The sequence below is a fragment of the Neorhizobium alkalisoli genome, from assembly GCF_007829835.1.
Classification (GTDB): Bacteria; Pseudomonadota; Alphaproteobacteria; order Rhizobiales; family Rhizobiaceae; genus Neorhizobium.
This window is the reverse complement of sequence record NZ_VIWP01000003.1, coordinates 618835-639812: the sequence shown is the minus strand read 5'-3', so window position 1 is coordinate 639812 and position 20978 is coordinate 618835. Positions and strand designations below refer to the sequence as shown.

The 20978-nt window shown below is 60.2% G+C and carries 27 protein-coding genes; 13 read left to right on the top strand and 14 right to left on the bottom strand.

The features are described from left to right. Nucleotides 1–95 precede the first annotated feature (95 nt). Nucleotides 96–1022, bottom strand: coding sequence for a GGDEF domain-containing protein (locus tag FHW37_RS13970; protein WP_145637494.1), 927 nt, complete (start codon nucleotides 1020–1022; stop codon nucleotides 96–98). 328 nt (nucleotides 1023–1350) lie between these two features. Between FHW37_RS13970 and FHW37_RS13965 the strand changes: the two genes are divergently transcribed. Together FHW37_RS13965 and FHW37_RS33935 are read left to right on the top strand one after the other, a co-directional pair. Beyond that, nucleotides 1351–2364, top strand: a complete 1014-nt coding sequence (locus tag FHW37_RS13965) for a murein L,D-transpeptidase catalytic domain family protein (protein ID WP_246690791.1) — start codon at nucleotides 1351–1353, stop codon at nucleotides 2362–2364. Between the two features lie 95 nt (nucleotides 2365–2459). Beyond that, nucleotides 2460–2681: a hypothetical protein gene (locus FHW37_RS33935; RefSeq protein ID WP_210249289.1), complete on the top strand. Its 222-nt coding sequence runs from the start codon at nucleotides 2460–2462 to the stop codon at nucleotides 2679–2681. A 33-nt stretch (nucleotides 2682–2714) separates the two neighbouring features. Here FHW37_RS33935 and FHW37_RS13960 read toward each other — a convergent pair whose 3' ends face one another. Then, a complete protein-coding gene (locus FHW37_RS13960) occupies nucleotides 2715–3296 on the bottom strand; it encodes a DJ-1/PfpI family protein (RefSeq protein WP_145637493.1) in 582 nt (193 codons plus the stop codon). A 44-nt stretch (nucleotides 3297–3340) separates the two neighbouring features. Next, nucleotides 3341–3841 (bottom strand): GNAT family N-acetyltransferase, encoded by a 501-nt coding sequence (locus FHW37_RS13955; RefSeq protein ID WP_145637492.1) that lies wholly within the window; start codon nucleotides 3839–3841, stop codon nucleotides 3341–3343. Between the two features lie 265 nt (nucleotides 3842–4106). On the opposite strand from FHW37_RS13955, the gene FHW37_RS13950 reads away from it, so the two are divergent. Together FHW37_RS13950 and FHW37_RS13945 are read left to right on the top strand one after the other, a co-directional pair. Further along, a complete protein-coding gene (locus FHW37_RS13950) occupies nucleotides 4107–4400 on the top strand; it encodes a toxin-antitoxin system TumE family protein (protein WP_145637491.1) in 294 nt (97 codons plus the stop codon). Nucleotides 4401–4428: 28 nt separating this feature from the next. Beyond that, a complete protein-coding gene (locus FHW37_RS13945) occupies nucleotides 4429–4749 on the top strand; it encodes a transcriptional regulator (protein ID WP_246690770.1) in 321 nt (106 codons plus the stop codon). Nucleotides 4750–4813: 64 nt separating this feature from the next. On the opposite strand, the gene FHW37_RS13940 is transcribed toward FHW37_RS13945, so the two are convergent. The 3 genes from FHW37_RS13940 to FHW37_RS13930 all read right to left on the bottom strand — a co-directional run bounded on the left by FHW37_RS13940 (nucleotide 4814) and on the right by FHW37_RS13930 (nucleotide 6554). Next, entirely contained in the window at nucleotides 4814–5206 is a 393-nt protein-coding gene (locus tag FHW37_RS13940) for a pore-forming ESAT-6 family protein (RefSeq protein WP_145637488.1), read from the bottom strand. 187 nt (nucleotides 5207–5393) lie between these two features. After that, a complete protein-coding gene (locus FHW37_RS13935; protein WP_145637487.1) occupies nucleotides 5394–5810 on the bottom strand; it encodes a MerR family transcriptional regulator in 417 nt (138 codons plus the stop codon). A 162-nt stretch (nucleotides 5811–5972) separates the two neighbouring features. Next, the gene (locus FHW37_RS13930; protein WP_145637486.1) at nucleotides 5973–6554 is read right to left on the bottom strand and encodes a hypothetical protein; all 582 of its coding nucleotides are present in this window, start codon (nucleotides 6552–6554) and stop codon (nucleotides 5973–5975) included. A 153-nt stretch (nucleotides 6555–6707) separates the two neighbouring features. On the opposite strand from FHW37_RS13930, the gene dmeR reads away from it, so the two are divergent. Beyond that, nucleotides 6708–6980 carry a Ni(II)/Co(II)-sensing transcriptional repressor DmeR gene (dmeR, locus tag FHW37_RS13925; RefSeq protein WP_145637485.1) on the top strand — a complete coding sequence of 91 codons (273 nt, stop codon included), beginning with the start codon at nucleotides 6708–6710 and terminating at the stop codon, nucleotides 6978–6980. 20 nt (nucleotides 6981–7000) lie between these two features. Continuing rightward, complete coding sequence (dmeF, locus tag FHW37_RS13920; RefSeq protein ID WP_145637484.1) at nucleotides 7001–8029, top strand: CDF family Co(II)/Ni(II) efflux transporter DmeF; 1029 nt, start codon at nucleotides 7001–7003, stop codon at nucleotides 8027–8029. A gap of 9 nt (nucleotides 8030–8038) precedes the next feature. Here dmeF and FHW37_RS13915 read toward each other — a convergent pair whose 3' ends face one another. The 4 genes from FHW37_RS13915 to FHW37_RS13905 form a co-directional block, all read right to left on the bottom strand. Continuing rightward, nucleotides 8039–8299, bottom strand: a complete 261-nt coding sequence (locus tag FHW37_RS13915; RefSeq protein ID WP_145637483.1) for a hypothetical protein — start codon at nucleotides 8297–8299, stop codon at nucleotides 8039–8041. Between the two features lie 384 nt (nucleotides 8300–8683). Next, entirely contained in the window at nucleotides 8684–10792 is a 2109-nt protein-coding gene (locus FHW37_RS13910) for a S9 family peptidase (RefSeq protein ID WP_145637482.1), read from the bottom strand. A gap of 97 nt (nucleotides 10793–10889) precedes the next feature. Further along, a complete protein-coding gene (locus tag FHW37_RS34475) occupies nucleotides 10890–11018 on the bottom strand; it encodes a hypothetical protein (RefSeq protein ID WP_281407252.1) in 129 nt (42 codons plus the stop codon). Next, nucleotides 11015–11266 carry a hypothetical protein gene (locus FHW37_RS13905; protein WP_145637481.1) on the bottom strand — a complete coding sequence of 84 codons (252 nt, stop codon included), beginning with the start codon at nucleotides 11264–11266 and terminating at the stop codon, nucleotides 11015–11017. Before FHW37_RS13905 ends, FHW37_RS34475 begins: the two co-directional genes overlap by 4 nt. 126 nt (nucleotides 11267–11392) lie before the next feature. On the opposite strand from FHW37_RS13905, the gene FHW37_RS13900 reads away from it, so the two are divergent. Both FHW37_RS13900 and FHW37_RS13895 read left to right on the top strand, forming a co-directional pair. Beyond that, complete coding sequence (locus FHW37_RS13900) at nucleotides 11393–11779, top strand: DUF930 domain-containing protein (RefSeq protein ID WP_145637480.1); 387 nt, start codon at nucleotides 11393–11395, stop codon at nucleotides 11777–11779. A gap of 183 nt (nucleotides 11780–11962) precedes the next feature. Beyond that, nucleotides 11963–13888, top strand: a complete 1926-nt coding sequence (locus FHW37_RS13895) for a putative bifunctional diguanylate cyclase/phosphodiesterase (protein WP_186458254.1) — start codon at nucleotides 11963–11965, stop codon at nucleotides 13886–13888. A 13-nt stretch (nucleotides 13889–13901) separates the two neighbouring features. Here FHW37_RS13895 and FHW37_RS13890 read toward each other — a convergent pair whose 3' ends face one another. The 3 genes from FHW37_RS13890 to FHW37_RS13880 all read right to left on the bottom strand — a co-directional run bounded on the left by FHW37_RS13890 (nucleotide 13902) and on the right by FHW37_RS13880 (nucleotide 17293). Further along, nucleotides 13902–15158 (bottom strand): NAD(P)/FAD-dependent oxidoreductase, encoded by a 1257-nt coding sequence (locus FHW37_RS13890; RefSeq protein WP_145637476.1) that lies wholly within the window; start codon nucleotides 15156–15158, stop codon nucleotides 13902–13904. A gap of 13 nt (nucleotides 15159–15171) precedes the next feature. Then, entirely contained in the window at nucleotides 15172–16332 is a 1161-nt protein-coding gene (locus tag FHW37_RS13885; RefSeq protein WP_145637474.1) for an AI-2E family transporter, read from the bottom strand. 100 nt (nucleotides 16333–16432) lie between these two features. Then, complete coding sequence (locus tag FHW37_RS13880; RefSeq protein ID WP_145637472.1) at nucleotides 16433–17293, bottom strand: VOC family protein; 861 nt, start codon at nucleotides 17291–17293, stop codon at nucleotides 16433–16435. 238 nt (nucleotides 17294–17531) lie between these two features. Between FHW37_RS13880 and FHW37_RS13875 the strand changes: the two genes are divergently transcribed. The 5 genes from FHW37_RS13875 (at nucleotide 17532) to FHW37_RS13855 (ending at nucleotide 19967) form a co-directional block, all read left to right on the top strand. Further along, nucleotides 17532–17942: a universal stress protein gene (locus tag FHW37_RS13875; RefSeq protein WP_145637470.1), complete on the top strand. Its 411-nt coding sequence runs from the start codon at nucleotides 17532–17534 to the stop codon at nucleotides 17940–17942. Between the two features lie 127 nt (nucleotides 17943–18069). Next, entirely contained in the window at nucleotides 18070–18735 is a 666-nt protein-coding gene (gene trhA, locus FHW37_RS13870; RefSeq protein ID WP_145637468.1) for a PAQR family membrane homeostasis protein TrhA, read from the top strand. Nucleotides 18736–18818: 83 nt separating this feature from the next. Next, a complete protein-coding gene (locus FHW37_RS13865) occupies nucleotides 18819–19322 on the top strand; it encodes a GNAT family N-acetyltransferase (RefSeq protein WP_145637465.1) in 504 nt (167 codons plus the stop codon). 58 nt (nucleotides 19323–19380) lie between these two features. Further along, nucleotides 19381–19653: a type II toxin-antitoxin system ParD family antitoxin gene (locus FHW37_RS13860; RefSeq protein ID WP_246690769.1), complete on the top strand. Its 273-nt coding sequence runs from the start codon at nucleotides 19381–19383 to the stop codon at nucleotides 19651–19653. Further along, nucleotides 19650–19967 (top strand): type II toxin-antitoxin system RelE/ParE family toxin, encoded by a 318-nt coding sequence (locus FHW37_RS13855; RefSeq protein WP_145637462.1) that lies wholly within the window; start codon nucleotides 19650–19652, stop codon nucleotides 19965–19967. Before FHW37_RS13860 ends, FHW37_RS13855 begins: the two co-directional genes overlap by 4 nt. A 15-nt stretch (nucleotides 19968–19982) precedes the next feature. On the opposite strand, the gene FHW37_RS13850 is transcribed toward FHW37_RS13855, so the two are convergent. Beyond that, complete coding sequence (locus FHW37_RS13850; protein ID WP_145637461.1) at nucleotides 19983–20891, bottom strand: LysR family transcriptional regulator; 909 nt, start codon at nucleotides 20889–20891, stop codon at nucleotides 19983–19985. Between the last annotated feature and the right edge of the window lie 87 nt (nucleotides 20892–20978).

Sequence of the window (20978 nt, the reverse complement as noted above, 5' to 3'; positions counted from 1 at the left end):
TCCCGAGGATCTGCAGGTGCCCGATATGTTTATGTGGTTAGATCCTCGGCACAAGGCCGAGGATGACGAGATCGCCGTGTGAGGATTTCTCAGCCTCACGCCCCCAGCTGGCTCATCCGCACATTCGGATCGAGGCAGATCTGGTCGCGGCCGCGCATTTTTGCGGCGTAGAGCGCGAGGTCGGCGCGGCGGTAGAGATCGGCGGTGTCCTCGCCGGTCTCGCCATAGGCGATGCCTGCGGAAAAGGTGTAGCGAAAGCTCACCTGTTCCGGCAGCGGCCGGGATTTGCGGACGGCTTCGAGCATCCGGCCGACGATCGTCTGGGCATCTGCCGGCATGGTATTCGGCAGGATGAGGATGAATTCCTCGCCGCCGACGCGGCCCAAAATGTCGGTCTTGCGCACGAGGTTCTGCAGCGTGGCGGCAAAATCCTTCAGCACTGCGTCACCGAAGGAATGGCCGAAACGGTCGTTGATATATTTGAAATTGTCGATGTCGAGCACGGCAAGGCAGCCTGTCTTGCTCTGCCCCTTGCCTTCGTCGCGGAGCAGGTCCTCGAGCTTGGACATGACGAAGCGACGGCTCGGAATGCCGGTCAGCTCATCGGTCTGCGAGGCTTTGATCGCGTCGTCGCGGTCCTGTCGCAGCGTGCGCTCGTCGCAGCGGATCGAGGTGATGTCGCTTGCCACGCACATCATCCAGCCATTCGGCTGCATGGTTTCCGTCATCCACAGCCAGCGGCCGTCATGCAGATCGGTTTCGAAGGCACGAAAACCGGTCTTGCCGCGGCGCGACAGGGTGGATCGCAGCCAGCCTTCGAAATCCTGTGTCTTGACCACCGTGCCGCGACTTTCCACAAAATTGCGGCGCATCAGGTCGGCCCAGAGAAGATGCTCGTTGTCGCCGATGAACCAGGCCTCGCGAAAAGCGCGATTGGCAAAGGCAAGCCGATCGTCCTGATCGAAGATCGCGATCAAAACGCCGGCGGATTCCATCAGGTCTGCCGTCTGCAGAACAGTCATTGTGTCGCCCAAGGCCGTCATGCCCTCAGTATGAAGATCAGATGGGATTACCATGTAAGCATCAGCCGTGAAGGATCGGTTAGACGAATTGTTCGAACCCGGTAAATGAGACTAACCTTTAAGGCACAATAGAAAGGGGCTTGTGTCGCGAAATGGCACAGGGCCAGCAAGGGGCCAATAAGCGGTTTTCACGAAGGCGTGAAGGGGGGAGGGTTTACGAATTTTAGTCCGAATCATCCTATCCGGTGGTTTTATCGCATTCCCTTTCTTGGTTGCGCGGCAGGTTTGCCGGGCAAAGAGAAAGGACAGGAGGAGTGGCAGCGTGCAGATGAATTCGGCGAGTTCCGGTGTTCGAAAGACTGCTTGCGTCCGGATTGGTGGCGCGCTGGCGGCATTTTCCCTGCTTTTCGCCCTTCCGCAGGCGGCAAATGCTGCCCGGCAAAACAATGATGTCCCGGCTTGGCTCGATTCCCATGTTGGTGATGGGCCGAACCAGATCGCATGGCCTGTTTTGAAACGGGCGCGGGCGCTCTACATGCAGCGGGTTGCCGAGGGCAAGGTGAAAAATGCTTGCTATTTTGCGATGGACGCGACCAAGCCCAATGATCCGGGTGACGGCAAGACGGGCGGACGATTCTATATCGTCTGCGAGGCGGCGCAGTCTTTCGAGGCGATGTCGGCCGGCCATGGCAGCGGCAAGAATCTCGGTGGCGTCGCGGACTTTTCCAATGGCCGCACCTGCGCGCGCAATTTCGGCAATGCGCTGGACAGCAATCTGACGATGGGTGGCTCCTACCTGACGAGCGAGATCAAGACCTCGTTCAAGGGGTATTACAAGGCGTCCGGCGGCGCACAGGCGGCCTATCTGCGTTCCTTCCTGCAGTTCGACGGCGAGGGCGAGACGGCCAATGCCCGCCAGCGCGCGATCGGCGGCCATGCGGCGGCCAAGGTCGGCGGCATCTGCATGATGAAGAATGCCTCCAGCCCCTATGCCAACAAGGAGGGTTACGTGCCCTTCGGTTCGCTCATCACCTATGCCGGTGGTCGCAGCGACGGTTGTACCAGCTGGAGCCCGGCCGATGCGAGCGAGGTGATCGGCAAGGTCAAGGACAATCCGACGACGCTCTATATCTATCCGGAATCGAAGGATATCGAGGCCGTCGCCAAGGCGGCCGCGGCCAAGGCGCCGCTGGTCAATACCGGCCTCTACTGGAACGACGACTGCCTGAAGGCAATCGGCAAGCCAAAATTCTGGGCCAAGGCCCAGCTCGAGCCGGTGATCGAGAAATACAAGGCCGACCATCCGCCGCTGCCGGCAAAGCCTATCCCGATCTGCAACTGAGGCATCGTGTCAATGAATTGACACGATGGGATGCCGTCCTTCTCCTCCAGTCGCGTGCCTGCTCGCTCCAAGGAGCGCTCGGCGAGCGCCTGCCGTTGACCGGCCGCGGATTGATCCGCGATGTTGGACTGGCTGTTCCTGTGTCGGGACGCGATACAAATGGCGTCGCGATCTGCAATCCGGTTCGAAGTTTCGATATCCCTGCGCGGCTTCAGGCAAAAACGGCGCGTTTCATTGAAGCACTTGATAAGGCTACGGTCGACGAGATCATGGCTCGGGTTGTCGGTACGATTGATCCAGCCTCAGACGATAGCTGAGGGCGCCCTGATGCGGCGTGGCACATCGATACTTCAGCGGCTTTCATCCCGATGTTCCGCCGGAAACGCGGCAAACTCCTCTTCCGCCGTCTTGTCCCACAGCCCGAGCCCCTTCAGCACCTCGACGGCAAACGTATAGGGCGCCGTGCCGGCCGCGGTGATAACCTTTCCGCCACGAACCGCCTTTGGCGTATCGACATAGAGGTCGGCCCCGTCATAGGCCGGATATTTCGCATGTGAGGCAAGCCGATTACCGGTATGGGCGACATCGTTCAGCGCGCCCGATCCCGCCAGCATGCTGGCTGCCGCACAAATGCCGGCGACCACCCTGTCGCCGCCATGGAAGGCGCGGATCAGCCCGTCCAGCGTCTCGGGCACGACCTGATTTTCCCAGGCAAGTCCGCCCGGCACAACGAGCGCATCGAAATCCTTCGGGCTGACGGCTGCATAGGAAAGATCCGGCACCACCTTCAGCCCGCCCATCGAGGTTACCGGCCCGCCATCGGCGCTTGCGGTCTTGACCGTAACGCCGAGATAACTGCGGGCCGTCGCCATCAGAAGCGCGCATTCCCAATCCGCAAACTCTTCCGTCAGCGCGATCACGATTGCCGTCATGCCTTATCCTCCAGCTGCGATGACCGCTCGGGTCAGATGGGCGCTCAGGCGAGCGCCTGCGTATAGCGCATGCCGGTCACCGGCCGCGGCTTGAAATCCATGTGTTCGTAAAAGCGATGGGCGGCGAAATTGCCGGTGGCGGCGCTGACAGAGAGGTAACCGCAGCCGGCATCGCGGGCGATTTCGCGGGCGCGGGACACGAGGTGCTGGCCGATGCCGTGGCCGCGATGGCCGTCGCGCACGAAGAGGTGGTGCAGGTCCATGCCGCGGCTGCCTTCCTGCGCCCGGTATAGCGGCACGAGAATGGCGTAGCCGATCAGCTCCGAGCCGGTATCGGCCACGAGTGCGGAGATCCACGGCATGTCGCCGAACAGGTCGCGTTCCAGCTTTTCCGGCGTCATGTCGGCGGGGTCGTTGTGATGGGCGGCCAGCAGCGCAATCATCTCGTTGAGTTGCGGCAGGTCGTGGCGCTTGGCATTGCGGATCGTCACCACGTCCGGGCGCGGCAGTGTGATCTCGCTGTCCTCAATCAATCCTGGGGTCATTTCGGCATCCTCTTTCGGTTCTTTGGGAGCCGTCAGGTGCCGTTTGATACAACAAAGCCGCCTGACGGCGGCTTGTTGACAAGATGATCTGTCGAGCCGCCCTTTACAGGTAGGCCCAAAAATACGTCGCAGTGGTGGTCATGCGCTGGATCATCATGGCAGCCTAGATGCGCTCGAAGCGGGATGTTGTCAAGCGGGTTCGTTAACGCTCTCTTTCCTGGCCGCTCTTGCTGGAGTATTCTGTGGGAAATGGCTGGGGGCGGTCATGGCGAAGGCGAAATTGGTCCGGCAGGAAAAGACCTATTTTCGAAATGGCGTTTTCTGGGAGCTTCTCATCTGGAGCGTGCCCGTTCCGGTCAGGGCCAGCCGGCACCATTTCAAATATAGCCTAGCGCTCGTTGCCTCCGGCATATGCGTGTTGCGTTACGATAATGAGGCCGGCAAGGGCGATCATCGCCATTACGGAACGAGCGAGCTTCCTTACCAGTTTGCGGGACTGGATCGGCTGCTCGCGGATTTTCAGGATGATGTGAAAGGATGGCTGCGTGACAACCCTTAAAGTCAGGATCAGGACCCCGGAGCAATCCTTGGCTGATACGCGCTTGGCCATGATGGCGGTGGAGAATGGCGAAATTCTGGAGCCGGAATTTCTCTATTCCTTCCCCAGCTGGAAAGTCCTGCACCAGACGCTGACGCCGCCGCGCCTTGAAATCATTCAGGCTATGGCTGCTCAGGGGCCTTTGACCGTCGAGGAAATTGCCCGCCGCGTCGGGCACGATGTCGAGGCTGTCGAAGCTGATGTCATCGCCCTGCGCAATTGCGGCGTAATCGACAAGGCAGCCGACGGATGTGTGGAATTTCCCTATGACCGCATCCATCTCGATCTGGAAATCGAAGCCGCCGCTTAGGCATGAGGGCAGGCGCAAACTGTTCGCGCCCGCCTTTACGGTGTAAATCCACCGTTGCGATGCGTTACTTCGGCAGCTGTGCGCCGACCTGCTTGATGGCGTTGGCGATCGTTTCGCAGAACTGCTTCTCGGTGATGTTCTGCGCCTTTACGGTGGCGGAAATCTCCTGGTTGACGCCCATGGCGGCGATCGTGCCCTTTTCGCCGGTCTTTTCGGCTTCGTCGCCGGCGGTCTTGTCGGCTGGCGGCGGGATCATGCCGAGAAGTTTGGTCTGGATCGTCGCAGCGTCGCCGTCGATATGGCCTTCATTCTGGCAATATTTGAGGACGCCGAGCTGGTTGCGGGCGGAATTATAGGCCATTTCCATCTGCGCAGCCGTCGGGGCTGCTGCCGTCTGGGCAAGGGCAGAGAAAGCGATGCCGAAAGCGGCGAGACCGGTCAGAACGAACAATTTCATGAGAAATACCTCCTGGAATTTGCGTAAAGTCAGTTGCGCGCGCATGTGGCAGTACACGCTTCCATTTGGCAAGCCGAAAGTGTACCGTAAATGACTGATTTTATTTATAATATGACCGGATATTGATTTCTCGGAGCGGCGCTATATGTAACCGCCACTCAACTTCCGGCAGGCCTCGAAGGCGGTCTCAATGTTCGCCGTCGCACAACCCGTGGTCGGAGAGCGAGCGGATCACATAACAATCCTCGATCGCATGGTCGCCGTCGCAATGGGAGACGATGCGCGCCAGTTCCTGTTCGAGTTTTTTCAGCTTTTCGATCTTTTCCCGCACGGCCTTGAGATGGTCGGACGCGATGCGGTCCGCATCGGCGCAAGGCTGGTTCGGATGCTCGCTTAGCGAAATCAGCTCACGGATGGCTGAAATGTCGAGCCCGAGATCGCGGGCATGGCGAATGAAGGCGAGCCGTTCAAGATCGCCGCGCTCGTAGCGCCGCTGGTTGCCCTCGGAGCGTTCGGCAGCGGCCAGAAGGCCCATCTGCTCGTAATAACGGATGGTCGGAACCTTGACGCCGGTCCGCCTGGAAAGATCACCGATCGAAAGCATGCCCAAAACTCCTCGCCGAACGGCATAACGCCATCGCCGCCATTCATGGCATGGGCGAAATGCTCTAGTCTCTAGAGGAATTTAATGCTTTGGGCCGCGGCCTTCAAGTCGCGACCGGTATTCCAGGAGCGGTGGGGCAATGCCTGATCCGCCTTGAGCTGTTCAGATATCGAGAAGTGCGTCGTCTTCATTGCCGCCATTGCGCAGGCTGTTGCTGCCGGTGCCGCTCTGCTGGCTGGCCGACAGGAATGAGCCCGAATCCGGTTGCGCATCGGCGCCCATCTTCTTCAGTGCATCCTGCTTGTCGCCGTTGACGCCCATGGCCTCCATGATCGTCTTGCGAATATCGTCCTCGACTGCGGCCCGGTCTTCCGGTGACATCGCTTTCAGGTCGTCCTCGGTGAGGTCATGGCTCTTCAGATATTGTTCGCGAACCCGCTCGGCGAATGTCTGGTGGGCGAGTTTCATGAACTCGTCTTCTGCCGTGGAAGAGGGCTTTTCGCCGAGATAGGTATCGCCGCCATCCTGGTCGATCTCTACGCCCTGGCTTTCCATCGTCCACAGCGCGCTCGAAAGTTTTGCGCCGAAGGACGTGTCGCTGCCGGTGATGGTCGCACTGCTGGTCTGGCTCTGTTTCGGCGCGGAATAGGCGCTGCTGCCGCCCGTATCGCTGCCGTTATTGGCGACCCTGAGGGCGAGAAGGGAGGAGATGGAATAAGAGTTTGTGCTGCCAATGGTCGTCATCGCGACTCTCCTGGTGAAAAACACTGGCTCACGCCTAGGCCGCGAAACTGGTCCGTAGCTTTCCTCTCGGCCCTTTAGCGCAACTCCAGATTCCGCTTGGCAGCGGCTTTTCAGGAATATAGTATACCCCCCTATATTATATTGGAGCTGACCTTGGGACATACAGTTCGCGAAAAGCCGAAACTTCTGGCGCGTGTGCGCCGCATGAAGGGGCAGATGGAAGCCGTCGAGCGGGCGCTGGAGGCGGAGGCGCCCTGTGGGGATGTCCTGCAGCTTCTGGCCTCGATCCGCGGCGCGCTGGCCGGCCTGACCGGTGAGATCGTCGAGGGGCATCTGCATGAACACGTGGTCCACGCGGAAAACGAGGCGGAGCGCCAGAAGGCGGCAGAAGAGCTCGCCGGCGTGCTGAAGACCTATATCCGCTGATTTTATCGAAGGAGAATGAAATGGCAGACACGTTTGATGGTCTGAAGCACGACCACGTGTTCCTGGGCGCCGATCACGAGCGCAACGAGCGAAAGGTCTGGCTGGTCATTGCGCTCACCACCGTCATGATGGTGGCGGAGATCGTTGCAGGCTCGATGTTCGGCTCCATGGCCCTGACGGCCGACGGATGGCACATGTCCACCCATGCCGGCGCCATGCTGATCTCTGTCCTTGCCTATGTCTATGCGCGCCGCAATGCCGGCAATCCGCGCTACACTTTTGGCACCGGCAAGCTCGGCGATCTCGCGGGCTTCGCCAGCGCCATCATTCTGGCGCTGATCGCGCTTGCCATCGCCTGGGAAAGCTTTTTGCGTTTCGCAAATCCGGTCGCGATCGATTTCGACCAGGCGATCATCGTTGCGGTGATCGGCCTTGCGGTCAACATCGTCAGCGCCTGGCTTCTGCGTGACGATCACAGCCATCATCATGGCGGGCATCATGGCGGTCATGGCGGCCATCACGGTTCGCATCATGCCGGTCACCATGGGTCGCATGCGCATGACGGCCACCATGGCCACCACGGCGCCCATGATCATGCTGCCGAGCGGACCTCCGGCGCCAAGGACCACAACATCCGCGCCGCCTATCTGCATGTCATCGCCGATGCGCTGACATCCGTCCTGGCGATTGCCGCCCTCATTCTCGGCCGCGCTTATGGCTGGAATGCGCTCGATCCGATCATGGGCATTGTCGGCGGTCTGGTGATTGCCCGCTGGTCCTGGGGCCTGATCGGCGCAACGGCGACCGTGCTGCTCGATGCCCGTTCGCCGGGCGACGATCTTTCGGACAATATCCGCCGTGCGGTGGAGACGCAGGAAGACCGTATTTCGGATCTTCACGTCTGGCAGGTCGGCCCCGGCCATCACGCGGTCATCGTGGCGCTCACTGCAAAAACGCCCCGCGACCCTTCCTTCTACAAGGACAAGCTGCGAGGCATTTCGGAATTGTCGCATGTCACGGTGGAAGTCACGCCTGCAAAGGCGGCGTGACGCAAGGCATCAGAATTCGGCGAATTCCTGGTAGCGGTTTGCGACCCAGTCCTGGGCAATGGCCGGCGTCTGCGCGCCGGCTTCGCCGCTTTCCATGACCCAGAGAGCATTGGAAAGCGACTGCGACAGGAACGTGCTGCTGCCCGTGATTGCATTCGGTGAACGGGACATGGAGACGGCTTCCCGAGCCGGCGCTTCGTCCTGCTTGCGGTCGATGTCGCTCGACCGGTTCTGATAATAATAGCCGCTATGGCCGCTATCGATCTTCATGGCGCTTCGCCCGGTGGTGAATTTGGTTAACGAATGGTTAACGCCCGAAGCTTGCGCGAGGCTTGCGACGACATATTCGCGAGTGCGCGGGCGTATTGACAAGAAACTGCAATCTTGCCGTCGCGCTGCTTCGTTCCGTATTCGTTTACGGTGCTGATTGTGCTTTGCTAATTTGCCTCGCGCCGGAGCTTGGGCGGGGCTTGAGGAGCCGGTTCGCCCGGTTCCGAAGGACGAGTGGCCGAGGCGGGGAAATATAAAAAATCGGCGGCAGCGAACAGGCAATAACAAATGAAGCCGGCAATCTGCCGGCTTCAAGAGGGTAAAACGACTCGATTCTCATTTCCGAGACTGATCACGACCCTGGTGTGTCAGAGCCGAAGGCGATCACGCCTTGCCTGCAACCTTGATCGCAAATGCATATTCGAACGCGATCTCTTCCAGCCGCTGGAAACGGCCGGACTTGCCGCCATGGCCGGCTGCCATATTGGTCTTCAAGAGGATCGGCGCGGTGCCGGTCGAAAGTTCGCGCACCTTGGCCACCCATTTGGTCGGTTCCCAATAGGTGACGCGCGGGTCGGTCAGGCCGGAAATGGCAAGGATCGGCGGATAGGGTTTTGCCGCGACATTGTCATAAGGGGAATAGGCGGCGATCCACTGGTATTCTTCGAGGCTGTCGATCGGATTGCCCCATTCCGGCCATTCCGGCGGGGTGAGAGGCAGCGTGTCGTCCAGCATCGTGTTCAGGACGTCGACGAAGGGGACGGCGGCGATGATGCCGGCAAACTTTTCCGGCGCCATATTGGCGATCGCCCCCATCAGCATGCCGCCGGCGGAACCGCCCTCGGCAATGATGTTTTCGTAGGACGTGAAGTTCTCCTTCACGAGATGGTCGGCGGCTGCGATGAAGTCTTTAAACGTGTTCGGCTTGTTTTCCATCTTGCCGTTTTCGTACCAGGCGAAACCTTTATCCTTGCCGCCGCGGATATGGGCGATGGCATAGACGAAGCCGCGATCGGCAAGCGACAGCGCATTGGTCGAGAACGAGGCGGGAATGGTCATGCCATAGGCGCCATAGCCGTAGAGAAGGCAGGGCGCGGAACCGTCGAGCGCCACGTCCTTGCGGTAGAGCAGCGAGACCGGCACCAGTTCGCCGTCATGGGCTGGCGCCATGACGCGGCGGGTAACGTAATCGTCGGGATTGTGGCCGGACGGCACTTCCTGGGTCTTCAGCAGCACCCGTTCGCGGGTCGCCATGTCGTAATCGTAAAGCTGGGTCGGCGTCGTCATCGACGAATAGGTGAAGCGGATGACGGTCGAATCGTATTCGGCTGCGCCCGAGAGGCCGAGCGAATAGGCTTCCTCATCGAAGGCGATCGCATGTTCCTCGCCGGTCTGCCGGTCGCGGATGACGATCTGCGGCAGGCCCTGGTTGCGCTGCAGCCAGATCAGGTGGCGCTCATAGGCCATGTGGGAAATGATCAGCCGGCCGGGCACATGCGGCACGACTTCCTTCCAGTTTTCCTTGGTCGGCGCGGCAAACGGTGCCTCGACGATCTTGAAATCCTTGGCGTCGCCCTCGTTGGTGAGGATGTAAAAAACGTCGCCGCCTTCGGTCATCGAATATTCGACGCCTTCCTCGCGCTCCGCCACCAGTTTCGGTTCGGCGAACAGGTCCTTGGTCGAAAGCAAGCGGTATTCGGAGGTCTCGTGGTCGTGGATGTCGATATAGATGACATCGTCCAGCAGCGAGCCGCCGACGCCCATGAAGAAGCCCGGATCCTCTTCCTCATAGACCAGCCGGTCTTCCGACTGGTTCTGGCCGAGAATGTGATGGAAGACCTTGGATGGACGGTGGTTCTCGTCCTGCAGTGTATAGAAGAAGCTCTTGCCGTCCGGCGCCCAGACACCGCCGCCGGCCGTGTTTTCCAGCACGTCGTCCAGATCGTCACCGGTGGTGAGGTCGCGTACGCGTAGGGTAAAATATTCGGAACCCTTGTCGTCGTAGCCCCAGATGCCCTTGGAATGGTCGGTCGTGTGGTCGATGCCGGCGAGGCGGAAATAATCTTTTCCTGACGCTTCCTTGTCGCCGTCGAGCAGGACCTGTTTGTCGCCGCCATCGCGCGGGGTGCGGAAGTAATGCGGCTGCTCGCCGCCGGTGACGAACAGCGAGCCATAGGCGAACGGCCCGTCCTTCATCGGCACGGACGAATCGTCTTCCTTGATGCGGCCGCGCATTTCGGCAAACAGCTTTTTCTGCAGCTCGGCCGTGTCGCCCATGGCCGCTTCCATATAGGCGTTTTCCGCCTCCAGATGCTTGCGGATTTCCGGATCTAGGATCGACGGATCCTTGAACATCGCCTGCCAGTTGTCGGCCCGGAACCAAGCGTAATCGTCGGTGCGGGTAATGCCGTGGCGCGTGTCGCTCAACGGCTTCTTGGCAGCCTGAGGAGGGGCGGGGAGATTGGCGAAGGGGGATTTCGGGGAGGTGGCCAAGGAAGCACTCCGGATTGCAATGGGCGGGAGTGCCAGAGATAGGAGGCGGCGGCGCGGGAGGCAAGCCGATGCCGGCTGTCGAATGGGAAAGGAAGGTTTATTTCTTGTCGTGCGGCCTTTGGCTGGGCAGCACACCGTCGCGCCAGCTCTGCCAATAAACCACGCCGATCGCCATACCTGCGCCGAGAACAGGCATTACAAGTGCGATGATCTGCTCGGTCGTCATTTGCTCAGCCCTCTGAGGATCCAGCCTCCCGACAAATGTAATGCAATGCCCAATAGAAAACAACCAGTGGGCGCTACGGCAAGCCAGAGTGTCCCGACTTGCAGGCTTACGTCACCGTAGACGACGCGGATGATCGGCGTAAATACACCGATCAGCAACACACCGATCCCGATGTTGTTGAGGAACGTCGCCCGCAGCTTGATCTGTTCCTTCTTGGAATCTGAAAGCGACAGTCTCTCCTGATCCATAGCCTGTCTCCCCCGGCTTATCCCCAGCCCCGATCACATCATGTTATTTCGCGTTCTGGTAGGTGGTCAATTTCCGTTCCATCTCCTAGTTTCCGCGCCAACCGCAGTCACCATGATGGAAATGACATGAAAAAGACGCTGGCTTTGGCCGCCTTAGCCCTGTTTTCCGCTTCGGCCGCCCATGCGCTGGACAATCGTATCGTCAAGCAGCTGAATGCTCTTGCACCGGAAGAACGGCGCGAACAGCGCTGCGATATGGAAGCCATGGACCAGATCCGCAAGGAAGGCGATTTCCGTCCCGACAAGGTGATTGCCTACACGTTCGAGCCGCCGGTTGCGGCAGGCGACGACATCAAGGCGCCGGGCGCGGTCTTCCGCAGCGGTGGTGATTGGTACCGACTGAAATACAAATGCCAGACCGGTGACAAGGGACTGAAGATCATGTCCTTCGATTTCAAGGTCGGATCGAAAATTTCCAGAGACGACTGGGAGAAATATTACCTGTACGACTGACAACTTCGAGGCGATCTGAAGTATAAAATGCAACCGCGCATGCAGTCTGCTGTTTTTACAAGGGCTTCTTAGGGCTTTCTACACCAGTATCCGCTAAGTAATTCCGATCTTATAAAGCTTGGCCGGCAATTCGTTGGGAGGGCGGGTTCGGTCGGGCAGTGCTTGGAGCTGGTGATGCGGGGAATGCAGAGCACCGACGGGCTTGCCGTCGCAGACGATGATCTCGCCTATCTCTCGCAAAGCGTGTTGCAGCGGGAAGTGTCGAAAGCCTTTCGTCCCATCGTCCGCGGCTTCATGCTTCCGGTCGTCGCCTTCTACACGATCGTCATCATCCCGAATTTCCTGCTCAGCCCCTTGTGGGAAGCGACCAGAATGTCGTCGCTTTCATTGCTGACGGCACTCGCAGCGCTGGTCTGCCGCAGCCTGCTGCGCAGTCCGGATGTGAGTTTCGCAAGGCTCGAGGCGGTCGGCGCGGCCATGCTGCTGCTGATCTATGCCAATTGCTGCAACGTCGTCTACGTGCTCTTCCAGGCCCCGAACCTGATCTATTTCCTGCTTCTCTTCATTGTCACAGCAGCCGTCGCGGTCAGCATCCGGCTGATCGTCGCAATCTCGCTCGTCGTGCTGGCGACCATGCTTGCGGTTGCCTATGCCATGTCGCCGGAAGTGCTGCTGACCTATGCCTTTGCCAGCGTGGCGGCAGCGCTTGCCGCCGGCGGCCTTGCCATCATGACCCGTGGCGCGGTGATGAAAACCGTGCGGGCGCGCCTGCTTGCCGACCGGTTGCGATCACGCGCCGAGGTTCTTGCCGATCACGACGCACTGACCGGGCTGCCCAACCGCCGCTGTTTCTTCTCCTGCATCGAAAAGGCGATTGCCAGGGACGATGCGCCGGCCGTCTTCCATCTCGCGCTGATCGATCTCGACGGGTTCAAGCCGGTCAACGATCTTTATGGTCATGCGATCGGCGATGAGCTTCTGGTCGAGGTTGCACGCCGTATTCGCTTTGCCTGTGCTGGCGAGGACATGGTGAGCCGCCTTGGCGGCGATGAATTCGCGATTGCCGTCTCCCGCCGCCTTTCGCTTGCCGAGCTGGAGATGTTCGGCGCGCGGATCTGCGAGACACTGCGCCAGCCTTTTGTCCTGTCCGGCATCCGCATTTCGGTGACCGGTTCGATCGGTATCGCCCATTACCCGGAAAACGGCCGCGACCTGCGCCAGATCTACGAGCGCGCCGACCATGCGCTTTATCGCGCCAAGCGCGACCGGCGCGGCAGGACGGTGATCTTTTCATCCGAACACGAGGCCGAGCTCAGCGGCAATGGCCGTATCGAACAGGCGCTGCGCACTGCCGATCTCGACGCGGAATTCTCCGTCATGTTCCAGCCGCAGCACGATCTGATGCGGGCAAGAACGACCGGTTTCGAAGCGCTGGCTCGATGGAACAGCCCGATACTCGGCTTTGTCGGCCCGCAGCATTTCATCGCGGCCGCCGAGCGTTGCGGCCTAATCGAACAACTGACGGCGGTACTGCTGCGCAAGGCGCTTTCGGCCGCAGCAGGCTGGCCGGAGCATGTCCGGCTTTCGGTCAATCTGTCGGCGCTGGACCTAATGTCCTCCCGCTCGATCGACGATATCTGCCGTATCGTCGGCGAAAGCGGGTTTGATCCCGAGCGCCTGACCTTCGAGATCACCGAGACCTCGATCATGCACGATATCGAGAAGGCGAAAACCTCGCTGGATATCCTCTCCGGTCTCGGCTGCCGTATCGCGCTCGACGATTTCGGCTCCGGTTATTCCAGCTTCGCCTATATCCACCGCCTGCCGCTCAACCGCATCAAGATGGACCGCAATTTCGTCACCCGCCTGTCGGAAGAGGAAAAAGTCAGCCGCGACATCATCCGCGCCATTGCCGAGCTCTGCGCCAATCTCGGCGTCGAATGCCTTGCGGAAGGGGTGGAGACGGAGAGCGAGCTGATGGCGGTGCGCCTTGCCGGTGTCCGTTATATCCAGGGCTATTATTTTGGCCGCCCGCAAACAGCAGCGGACGCGCTCGCCCATCTCGAAGCCGAGAACGGCACCGGTCAGCCGGAAATGCTGCGAGCCTAAGCGATATCCCGCCTCAGCGCGGATCCCGGTCGAGCGCAAAATCGTCGAACCAGGCTTCATGCCTGCCGGAGATCATCGCCGCGATCATACGCGATGCCAGATAGGAAAACGTGATCCCATTGCCGCCATACCCATAAGCGGCATAGACCGCCTGTGTGCCGGAGACCGGGCCGATCAGCGGCAGTCCGTCCGAGGTCTGGCCAAAGGCGCCGGCCCAGGCTTCCGAAAGCCGGATATCGGCCTTGGGCCACAATCGTGAAAGCTTGTCCTGCAGCAGCCCGATCTTCGTTGCGATCATCGCGTCGCGCTGATCAGGGTCGGCGATATCCTCGTCCTCTCCGCCGACGATGATGCGGCTGTCCGAGGTCATGCGCATGTAGAGATAGGGGTCGGACGCCTCCCATACGAGCGCCCGGCCGCGCCATGCGACATCCGGTTTCTGCGGCACGGTGGCAAGCGCGAAGGTCGAGGCAGTGCGGTGCCGTTCGGGCATGACGAAATGCGGCATGACATAACCGGTCGCCAGAACCACATGCCGGGCATCCACCACATGCCCGCCTGCCGTCTCGACCATTACCCGTACACCTTCCTCGTGAAAGTTTACGGCATCGGCATTGATCAGCGCGGCGCCGCGATCGGCGGCGATCTGCAGTAGCCCCCAGCACAAGGCAAGCGGATCGGCCTCGGCCGAACCTGGCGACAGGATCGCCGCCTCACGGTCGAAACCGAATTCGCCCTGCAGCCGGCGGTGATCGAGGAGTTCGCCGGGCAGGCCGGCGCGCTGCCGCAGCGCCAGCTCGTCATAGAGGTCGCGTGCGCCTGTCTCGCCCGCCGCAAGATAAAGCGTCGGCCGCGGCTCGAACCGGCAGGCGATACGGTTGGTGGAAATCGTCTCGGCAAGCCCGGCCACGGCCGCGCGGCTGCGGCGATAGATATGCGCCGCCGTCTCGAAACCGTAGAGTTCCGTCAGCCCGGCCAGTGGCGTGTCGATTTCCCATTGCAGCAGCGCCGTGCTGGCGCGGGTCGATCCGAGGCCCAGTTCCTCACGGTCGATCACCATGACCTGATGGCCGGTCGCCGTCAGATGTTCGGCGAGAAGCGCACCGGTAATGCCGCCGCCGATCACGGCAACATCCGTCCTGACGTTTTCGGTCAGCGGCCGCCGATGTGGCCTCAATGCCTGCCGACCCCAGGGCGAGCGTCCGGAAATCAGGTCGTCATGGCTGGTGTGGCGGAAGCTGAGCTCGGCAGAGCGTGATGTCGTATCCACGGTATCTCCCTCCTCAACCGGGCAGGTTCGGCACGGTCTTCCGCTCCGGGAAGAGCTCGGAAATTACCGTCATCATGATCAGCGACAGCGGCAAGGCGAGCATGGCGCCGACCGCCCCCCACATCCATGTCCAGAAAAGGATCGCGATGAAGACGATGAAGGGATTGATCTCCCATTGCCGGCCCATGATCGCCGGAAAGATCAGGTTTTCCATCACGAGATGCACCGAGAAGAAGATCACCGCCGGCAGCAGCGCGAGAAGCAGCGAATCATGGGTGAGGATGCCGGCGATCGCCACCGATATTGTCATGACCGTGATGCCGAGAAACGGAATGAAGCTCGAGAGGAAGGCGAAGAGGCCCCAGAGCGCCGGCATGCTGAGCCCGCCGAAATAGGCGATTGCCGTCATCACCAGCCCGAGCCCGAAATAGAGCACGCTGGCGGTGGCGAAATAATAACCGAGCACTTGGTCGATCGAATTCAGAACCCGGATCGCCATCAGTCGCTGCCGGCGGATCGGGAAGGCGAGGATGATCGTGCGCCGCAGCCTCAGCCGGCCATAGAGGAAGAGCAGAAGTGCGGCAAAGAAGATCATGCCCTGCACAAGGGCAGGGGTGAGATTGGACGTGACGATGCCGAGAATATTGCCGGAATTTTCGATCAGCGACTGCATCGACATCGGCCCGGTCTCGAAACTGGCCGGCGATATGTTGAGCCAGTGCTGCTTTTCCAGGAACGGCATCACACGGTCTACTGTCCGTTCGGCGAAATTCGGCCCCTCCTGAATCAGCGTCGCCACCGGTTCGGCCAGCGCATTGACGATCATGAACATGACGGCAAAAACGAGACCGGACAGGATCGCGGCAATGACGAAACGTGGCAGGCCCAGTTTCCCGAGCTTGTCGGCGACGAGGCCGAGGATCAGCCCGACGACGACGGCCAGCGTCACGGGGATCAGGATCAGTGACAGGGAATGAACGACGGCGAAAAAGACGATCATGAACAGGCCGATGATCGCCCATGCCATTGCCACATCAAGTGCTGCGCGGCCAAGCGGCAGGCTTTCGGTAATGTCTTCCTCTTCCAGGGCGGAAAGATGCGCTTCGCGTCGCCCGGCCGTCACATCCGTAAGGTGCCTTTTCAGCCTGCTGCTGCGCGCGCCTGTCATCGCCATCCTGTCCGAAACCCCGCTGAAATCCCCGTTATGCGCGACAACGCAAAAAGGGCGCTCCGGTTCCGGAGCGCCCCTTCTGATTGCATGGATTTTGAAAGCCTCAGGCGACCAGCGTCAGGCCGATGCCCCAAGGGTCCTTCAGTGACCAGCCTTCGGCGGTTTTCGTCGTATCGATCTCTTGCACCTGCAGGGCCGAAAGCGCCTTGTCGAGCGCCTCCTTGTCGTTGAACTGGATCGTATAATCCGAAAGCCCGGTCATGTTAGTGGCGCGCTTCGGTGCGCCGCGGCTGTTCCAGATATTGGCGGCGATATGGTGGTGATAGGCACCTGTCGCAAAGAAGCTGGCGCCGGGATAACGCGCCATGATCTTGAGGCCCAGAACGTCGCGGTAGAAGGCATCCGCCTGCGGAATGTCGCCGACCTGGAGATGGATATGGCCAACGGCCGTGCCATCCGCCATGCCGCCCCAGCTTTCCTTCGGTGCGCTGTTATAGAGTTCCTGCAGGTTCAGCCGGTCGGTCGCCATCGCAACGGTGCCGTCCTGATGATAGGTCCATTCCAGCGGCGTGCGGTCGCGATAGATCTCGATACCGTTGCCTTCCGGATCCGACAGATAGATCGCCTCGCTGACGAGATGGTCGGACGCACCCTCAAGCGGCACATTGGCATGAGCGGCATTGGCCAGCCAATGGGCGAGTTCGCGGCGGTTCGGCACCAGGAAGGCGGTGTGAAACAGGCCGGCGGCATTGCGCGGTGCGCGCGACACGCTGTTTCCGGTCGTCAGGGTCAAAAGCGGCTTGCCGCCGGCACCCAAAACTTCGCCGCTCGGGCTCTTTTCGATCACCGAAAGCCCGATCACTTTCTGATAATAATCCGAAACCGTCGCAAGATCGCTGACGACGAGATGGGCGCTGCCCACATGGAAGGGGCGCGTAAGGGCGAAGGGCTGCTGGTCTGCCATGGTCATTCCCGCTTATCAGTGCGCCAACCCATCCGGAGGCATCCGGATATGCACGAAGGCGCGATTATGATCCCCTTATAAATCAACCAAACCTGTTCTCGATAGAGCGTCGTCCGGCAATAGATTGTTGCCGGAATGTTGACGATCATCCTGTAGATCGTCCCAGGCTTGATCTGCATCATGGTGCTGCTAGCTGCATCGGCATGAGCTTTGGCTGTACCGACGGAGGAAATGTCAAATGTATAAAAAGATCATCGTGCCCGTAGACATCACCCAGATCGAAAAGGGTGAAAAAATCCTGCGCAGCGCCGCGAGCCTGCTTTACAAGGGCGGCACCATCATCCTGCTCAACGTCGTCGAGGATGTGCCGGGCTATCTCGTTTCCGATTACACGACGGAGATGATGGTCGAGGCGCGCCAGAAGGCCGATACGGCGCTAATCGATCTGCGCGGCAAGCTCGGCGTCGAGGCCGAGATCGAGATCCGCCAGGGCTCGCCGGCCCGAGAAATCCTTGCCGCCGCCGAACAGCACGGCGCCGACCTCGTCATCGTCGCCTCGCATGTGCCGGATCTTTCCAACTATTTCATCGGCGCGACCGCAGACCGCGTTGTGCGGCATGCGAAATGCTCGGTGCTGATCGATCGGTAAAGGTCCCGCGATCCCGTGCCAGGATGTTTAAAAACGCCTGCAACGCAATGTGATTCCCGCCCGTCGGCGTGAGGCTTGCCTTCCGCCGCCACGCCCCTCATTCTATCCGTCAGGACGGAAGGATGTGATGAGCGAGTTATTCAATTTCGGTCGGAAATACGATTTCCACGAGATCGTCGCCGATGGCGTGGTCAACGGGATCGGCATCGTCTTTGCCCTTGTCGGGGCAACGGCACTGATCTTCTATGCGACCGTCTGGTCGAGCCATGGAGAGATTGCTGCCGCCTGGATCTACGGGCTTGGCCTCATTCTCTGCCTGTCGATCTCCTTCACCTACAATATCTGGCCGCATTCGCGCACCAAATGGCTGCTGCGCCGGCTCGATCATTCGGCGATCTTCATCCTGATTGCCGCCACCTATACGCCCTTTCTGCAGCGTGGCTCGGCCGATCCCTGGATCCTTTTCATGCTGGTCGCGATCTGGGCAACGGCGCTTTTCGGCATCACGCTGAAATGCCTGTTTCCCGGCCGTTACGACAAGCTCGCCATCCTGCTCTATCTCGCCATGGGCTGGAGCGGCGTCATGGTCATGGAACCGGTCGCCGCCTATCTGCCGCCGGTTACCGTATGGCTGATCGTTATCGGTGGGCTGATCTATTCGCTCGGCGTCATCTTCCATGTCTGGGAGAAGTTGCGCTTCCAGAATGCGATCTGGCACGGTTTTGTCATTGCCGCCGCCGCCGTCCATTACAGCGCCGTGCTGACCTGTTTCAGCCTGTCCGGCAATATTTGAGCCGAACGACCGCCAACCGCTTGGAACGGCTCCGATCGTCTGCTAAAGTAGACGAAATTATACGATAGTGGACAATTAAGCCGATGGCCGAAACCCTGATACGCGACGCAACCGAAGCCGATCTTTCCGTCGTCATGGACATCTATAATGACGCGGTCGCCAACACGACGGCGATCTGGAACGAGGTGCTCGTGGATCTCGACAATCGCAAGGACTGGTTCGCCGCCCGCAAAGGCCGCGGTTTTCCGGTCCTGGTCGCAACGGTTGATGGCGTAGTCGTCGGTTACGCCTCTTATGGCGACTGGCGGGCTTTCGACGGCTACCGCCACACGGTGGAACATTCCGTCTATATCCACCGCGACTGCCGCGGCGGTGGCATCGGCAAGCTCTTGATGCAGGCGCTGATCGGAAAGGCAGCCGAAAACGGCGTGCATGTGATGATCGCCGCCATCGAATCCGAAAACGCAGCCTCGATCGCCCTGCATGAAAAACTCGGTTTCCGTATCGCCGGCAAATTCTGCGAAGTCGGCACGAAATTCGGCCGCTGGCTGGATCTCACCTGCATGGAACTGAAGGTTTCCGGCTGACAACGCCACATTGCTGCCTGCCGCCTCCGCTGGTATTATTCGCTCACCGGAGGCAAAAATGACCGACGACGACCGCATGACCGATCTGGGACAGGATCTCGAAGACTATGTCGACGAGCTGGTGAAGACAGGCCGTTACGACAGTCGCGACGATGTGCTGCGCGAAGGTGTACGGCTGCTGGAGGTTCGCGAGAAGCGCAAGGCCGAGCTGGATGCGGCGCTGGCACGGGGGCTGGCGGATATCGAGGCGGGGAGGGGCAAGCCGATGGAAGAGGTGGCTGCGCGCCTGAAGGCAAAGTATGCCGCCATGGCGAAAGAACCTCGCCAGTGATCCTTTTTATCAGCGATACGGCCGAACAGGATTTCGAGCGTATCGGTGATTATATCGCTGGCTTCAATCCAGCCAGAGCCGAAAGCTTCGTCGAAGAATTATTCGAGCATTGTCAGCGCTTTGTAGAATTGCCGCTGCAATATCAACTCGTTGTTGGGCATGAGGAGAGCGGGATGCGCCGGGCGCCGCATGGCTCATATCTGATTTTTTACCGTGTCGAGGAAACCAGGGTCGAAATCGTCCGCATCCTCAACGCCGCCCAGGATCACGAAGCGATACTGTTTCCCGAAGACGTCGCCGGTGACGCGCAATAACCGCCACCGCCGCGATCAGCCCAGCTTACCCCGCCGATCATGCTCCCTCAGCAGTTCGATAAACGCTTTCAATCCGGCGGGCACATGCCGATGGCCGGGGTAGAAGAGGCATAGTCCGTCGATCTCAGGGCACCAGTCGGAAAGCACCGCCACCAGCGCACCGCTGGCCAGAAACGGCGCTGCCACCAGTTCATGCACATAGGCAATGCCGAGACCGCCGGCGGCGGCTTCCGCCATCAGGCCGATATGGTCGAGCATCAGCGCGCCAGGCACGTCGATCGCGACCTCCTCGCCATGTTTTTCGAACTCCCAGCGATAGAGCTTGCCGCTCGGCAGGCGCAGGCGGATACAGTCATGGCCCAAAAGGTCGTCGGGCACTTTTGGCACGCCACGTCGCTCCAGATAGCTTGGCGAAGCGATGGCGAGAAAGCGCGTTGTGCCGCCGAAGGGCACCGCGATCATGTCCTGCGGCACGCTTTCGCGCAGCCGGATGCCGGCATCAAAACCGTCTGCGACGATATCGATGAACCGCCCGTCGCTGACGAGATCGAGCGCCATATCGGGATAACGCGACAGGAAGGTCGGCACGATCTCCTTCAGCAGACGCCGTGCCGCGTGTTCGTTCGTGTTGATCCGAAGCGTCCCGCTCGGGCCGCCGCGCCAAGCATCGACGGTTTCCAGCGCCTGGTCGAGGCCGGAGAGCGCCGGCCCAAGCCGCGCCGCCAGCCGCTCTCCCGCCTCGGTCGGCGCGACGCTGCGCGTGGTGCGGTTGATCAGCCGCACCCCCATCCGTTTTTCCAGTGCCCGCATCATATGGCTGAGGCTGGAAGGCGACAGGCCGAGCTCGTCGGCCGCCTTGCGAAAGCTGCGATGGGAAACGATGGCGAGAAAGGCTTCGAGATCGCCTAGCGCCGGCCTATCCATGACGGCAATCCTCATTCATGGGTAATTTTCACTTCTTCATGCGCAATTGCTCGGATTATCTCAGCAATAGGCCGGCTTATCTTTGTC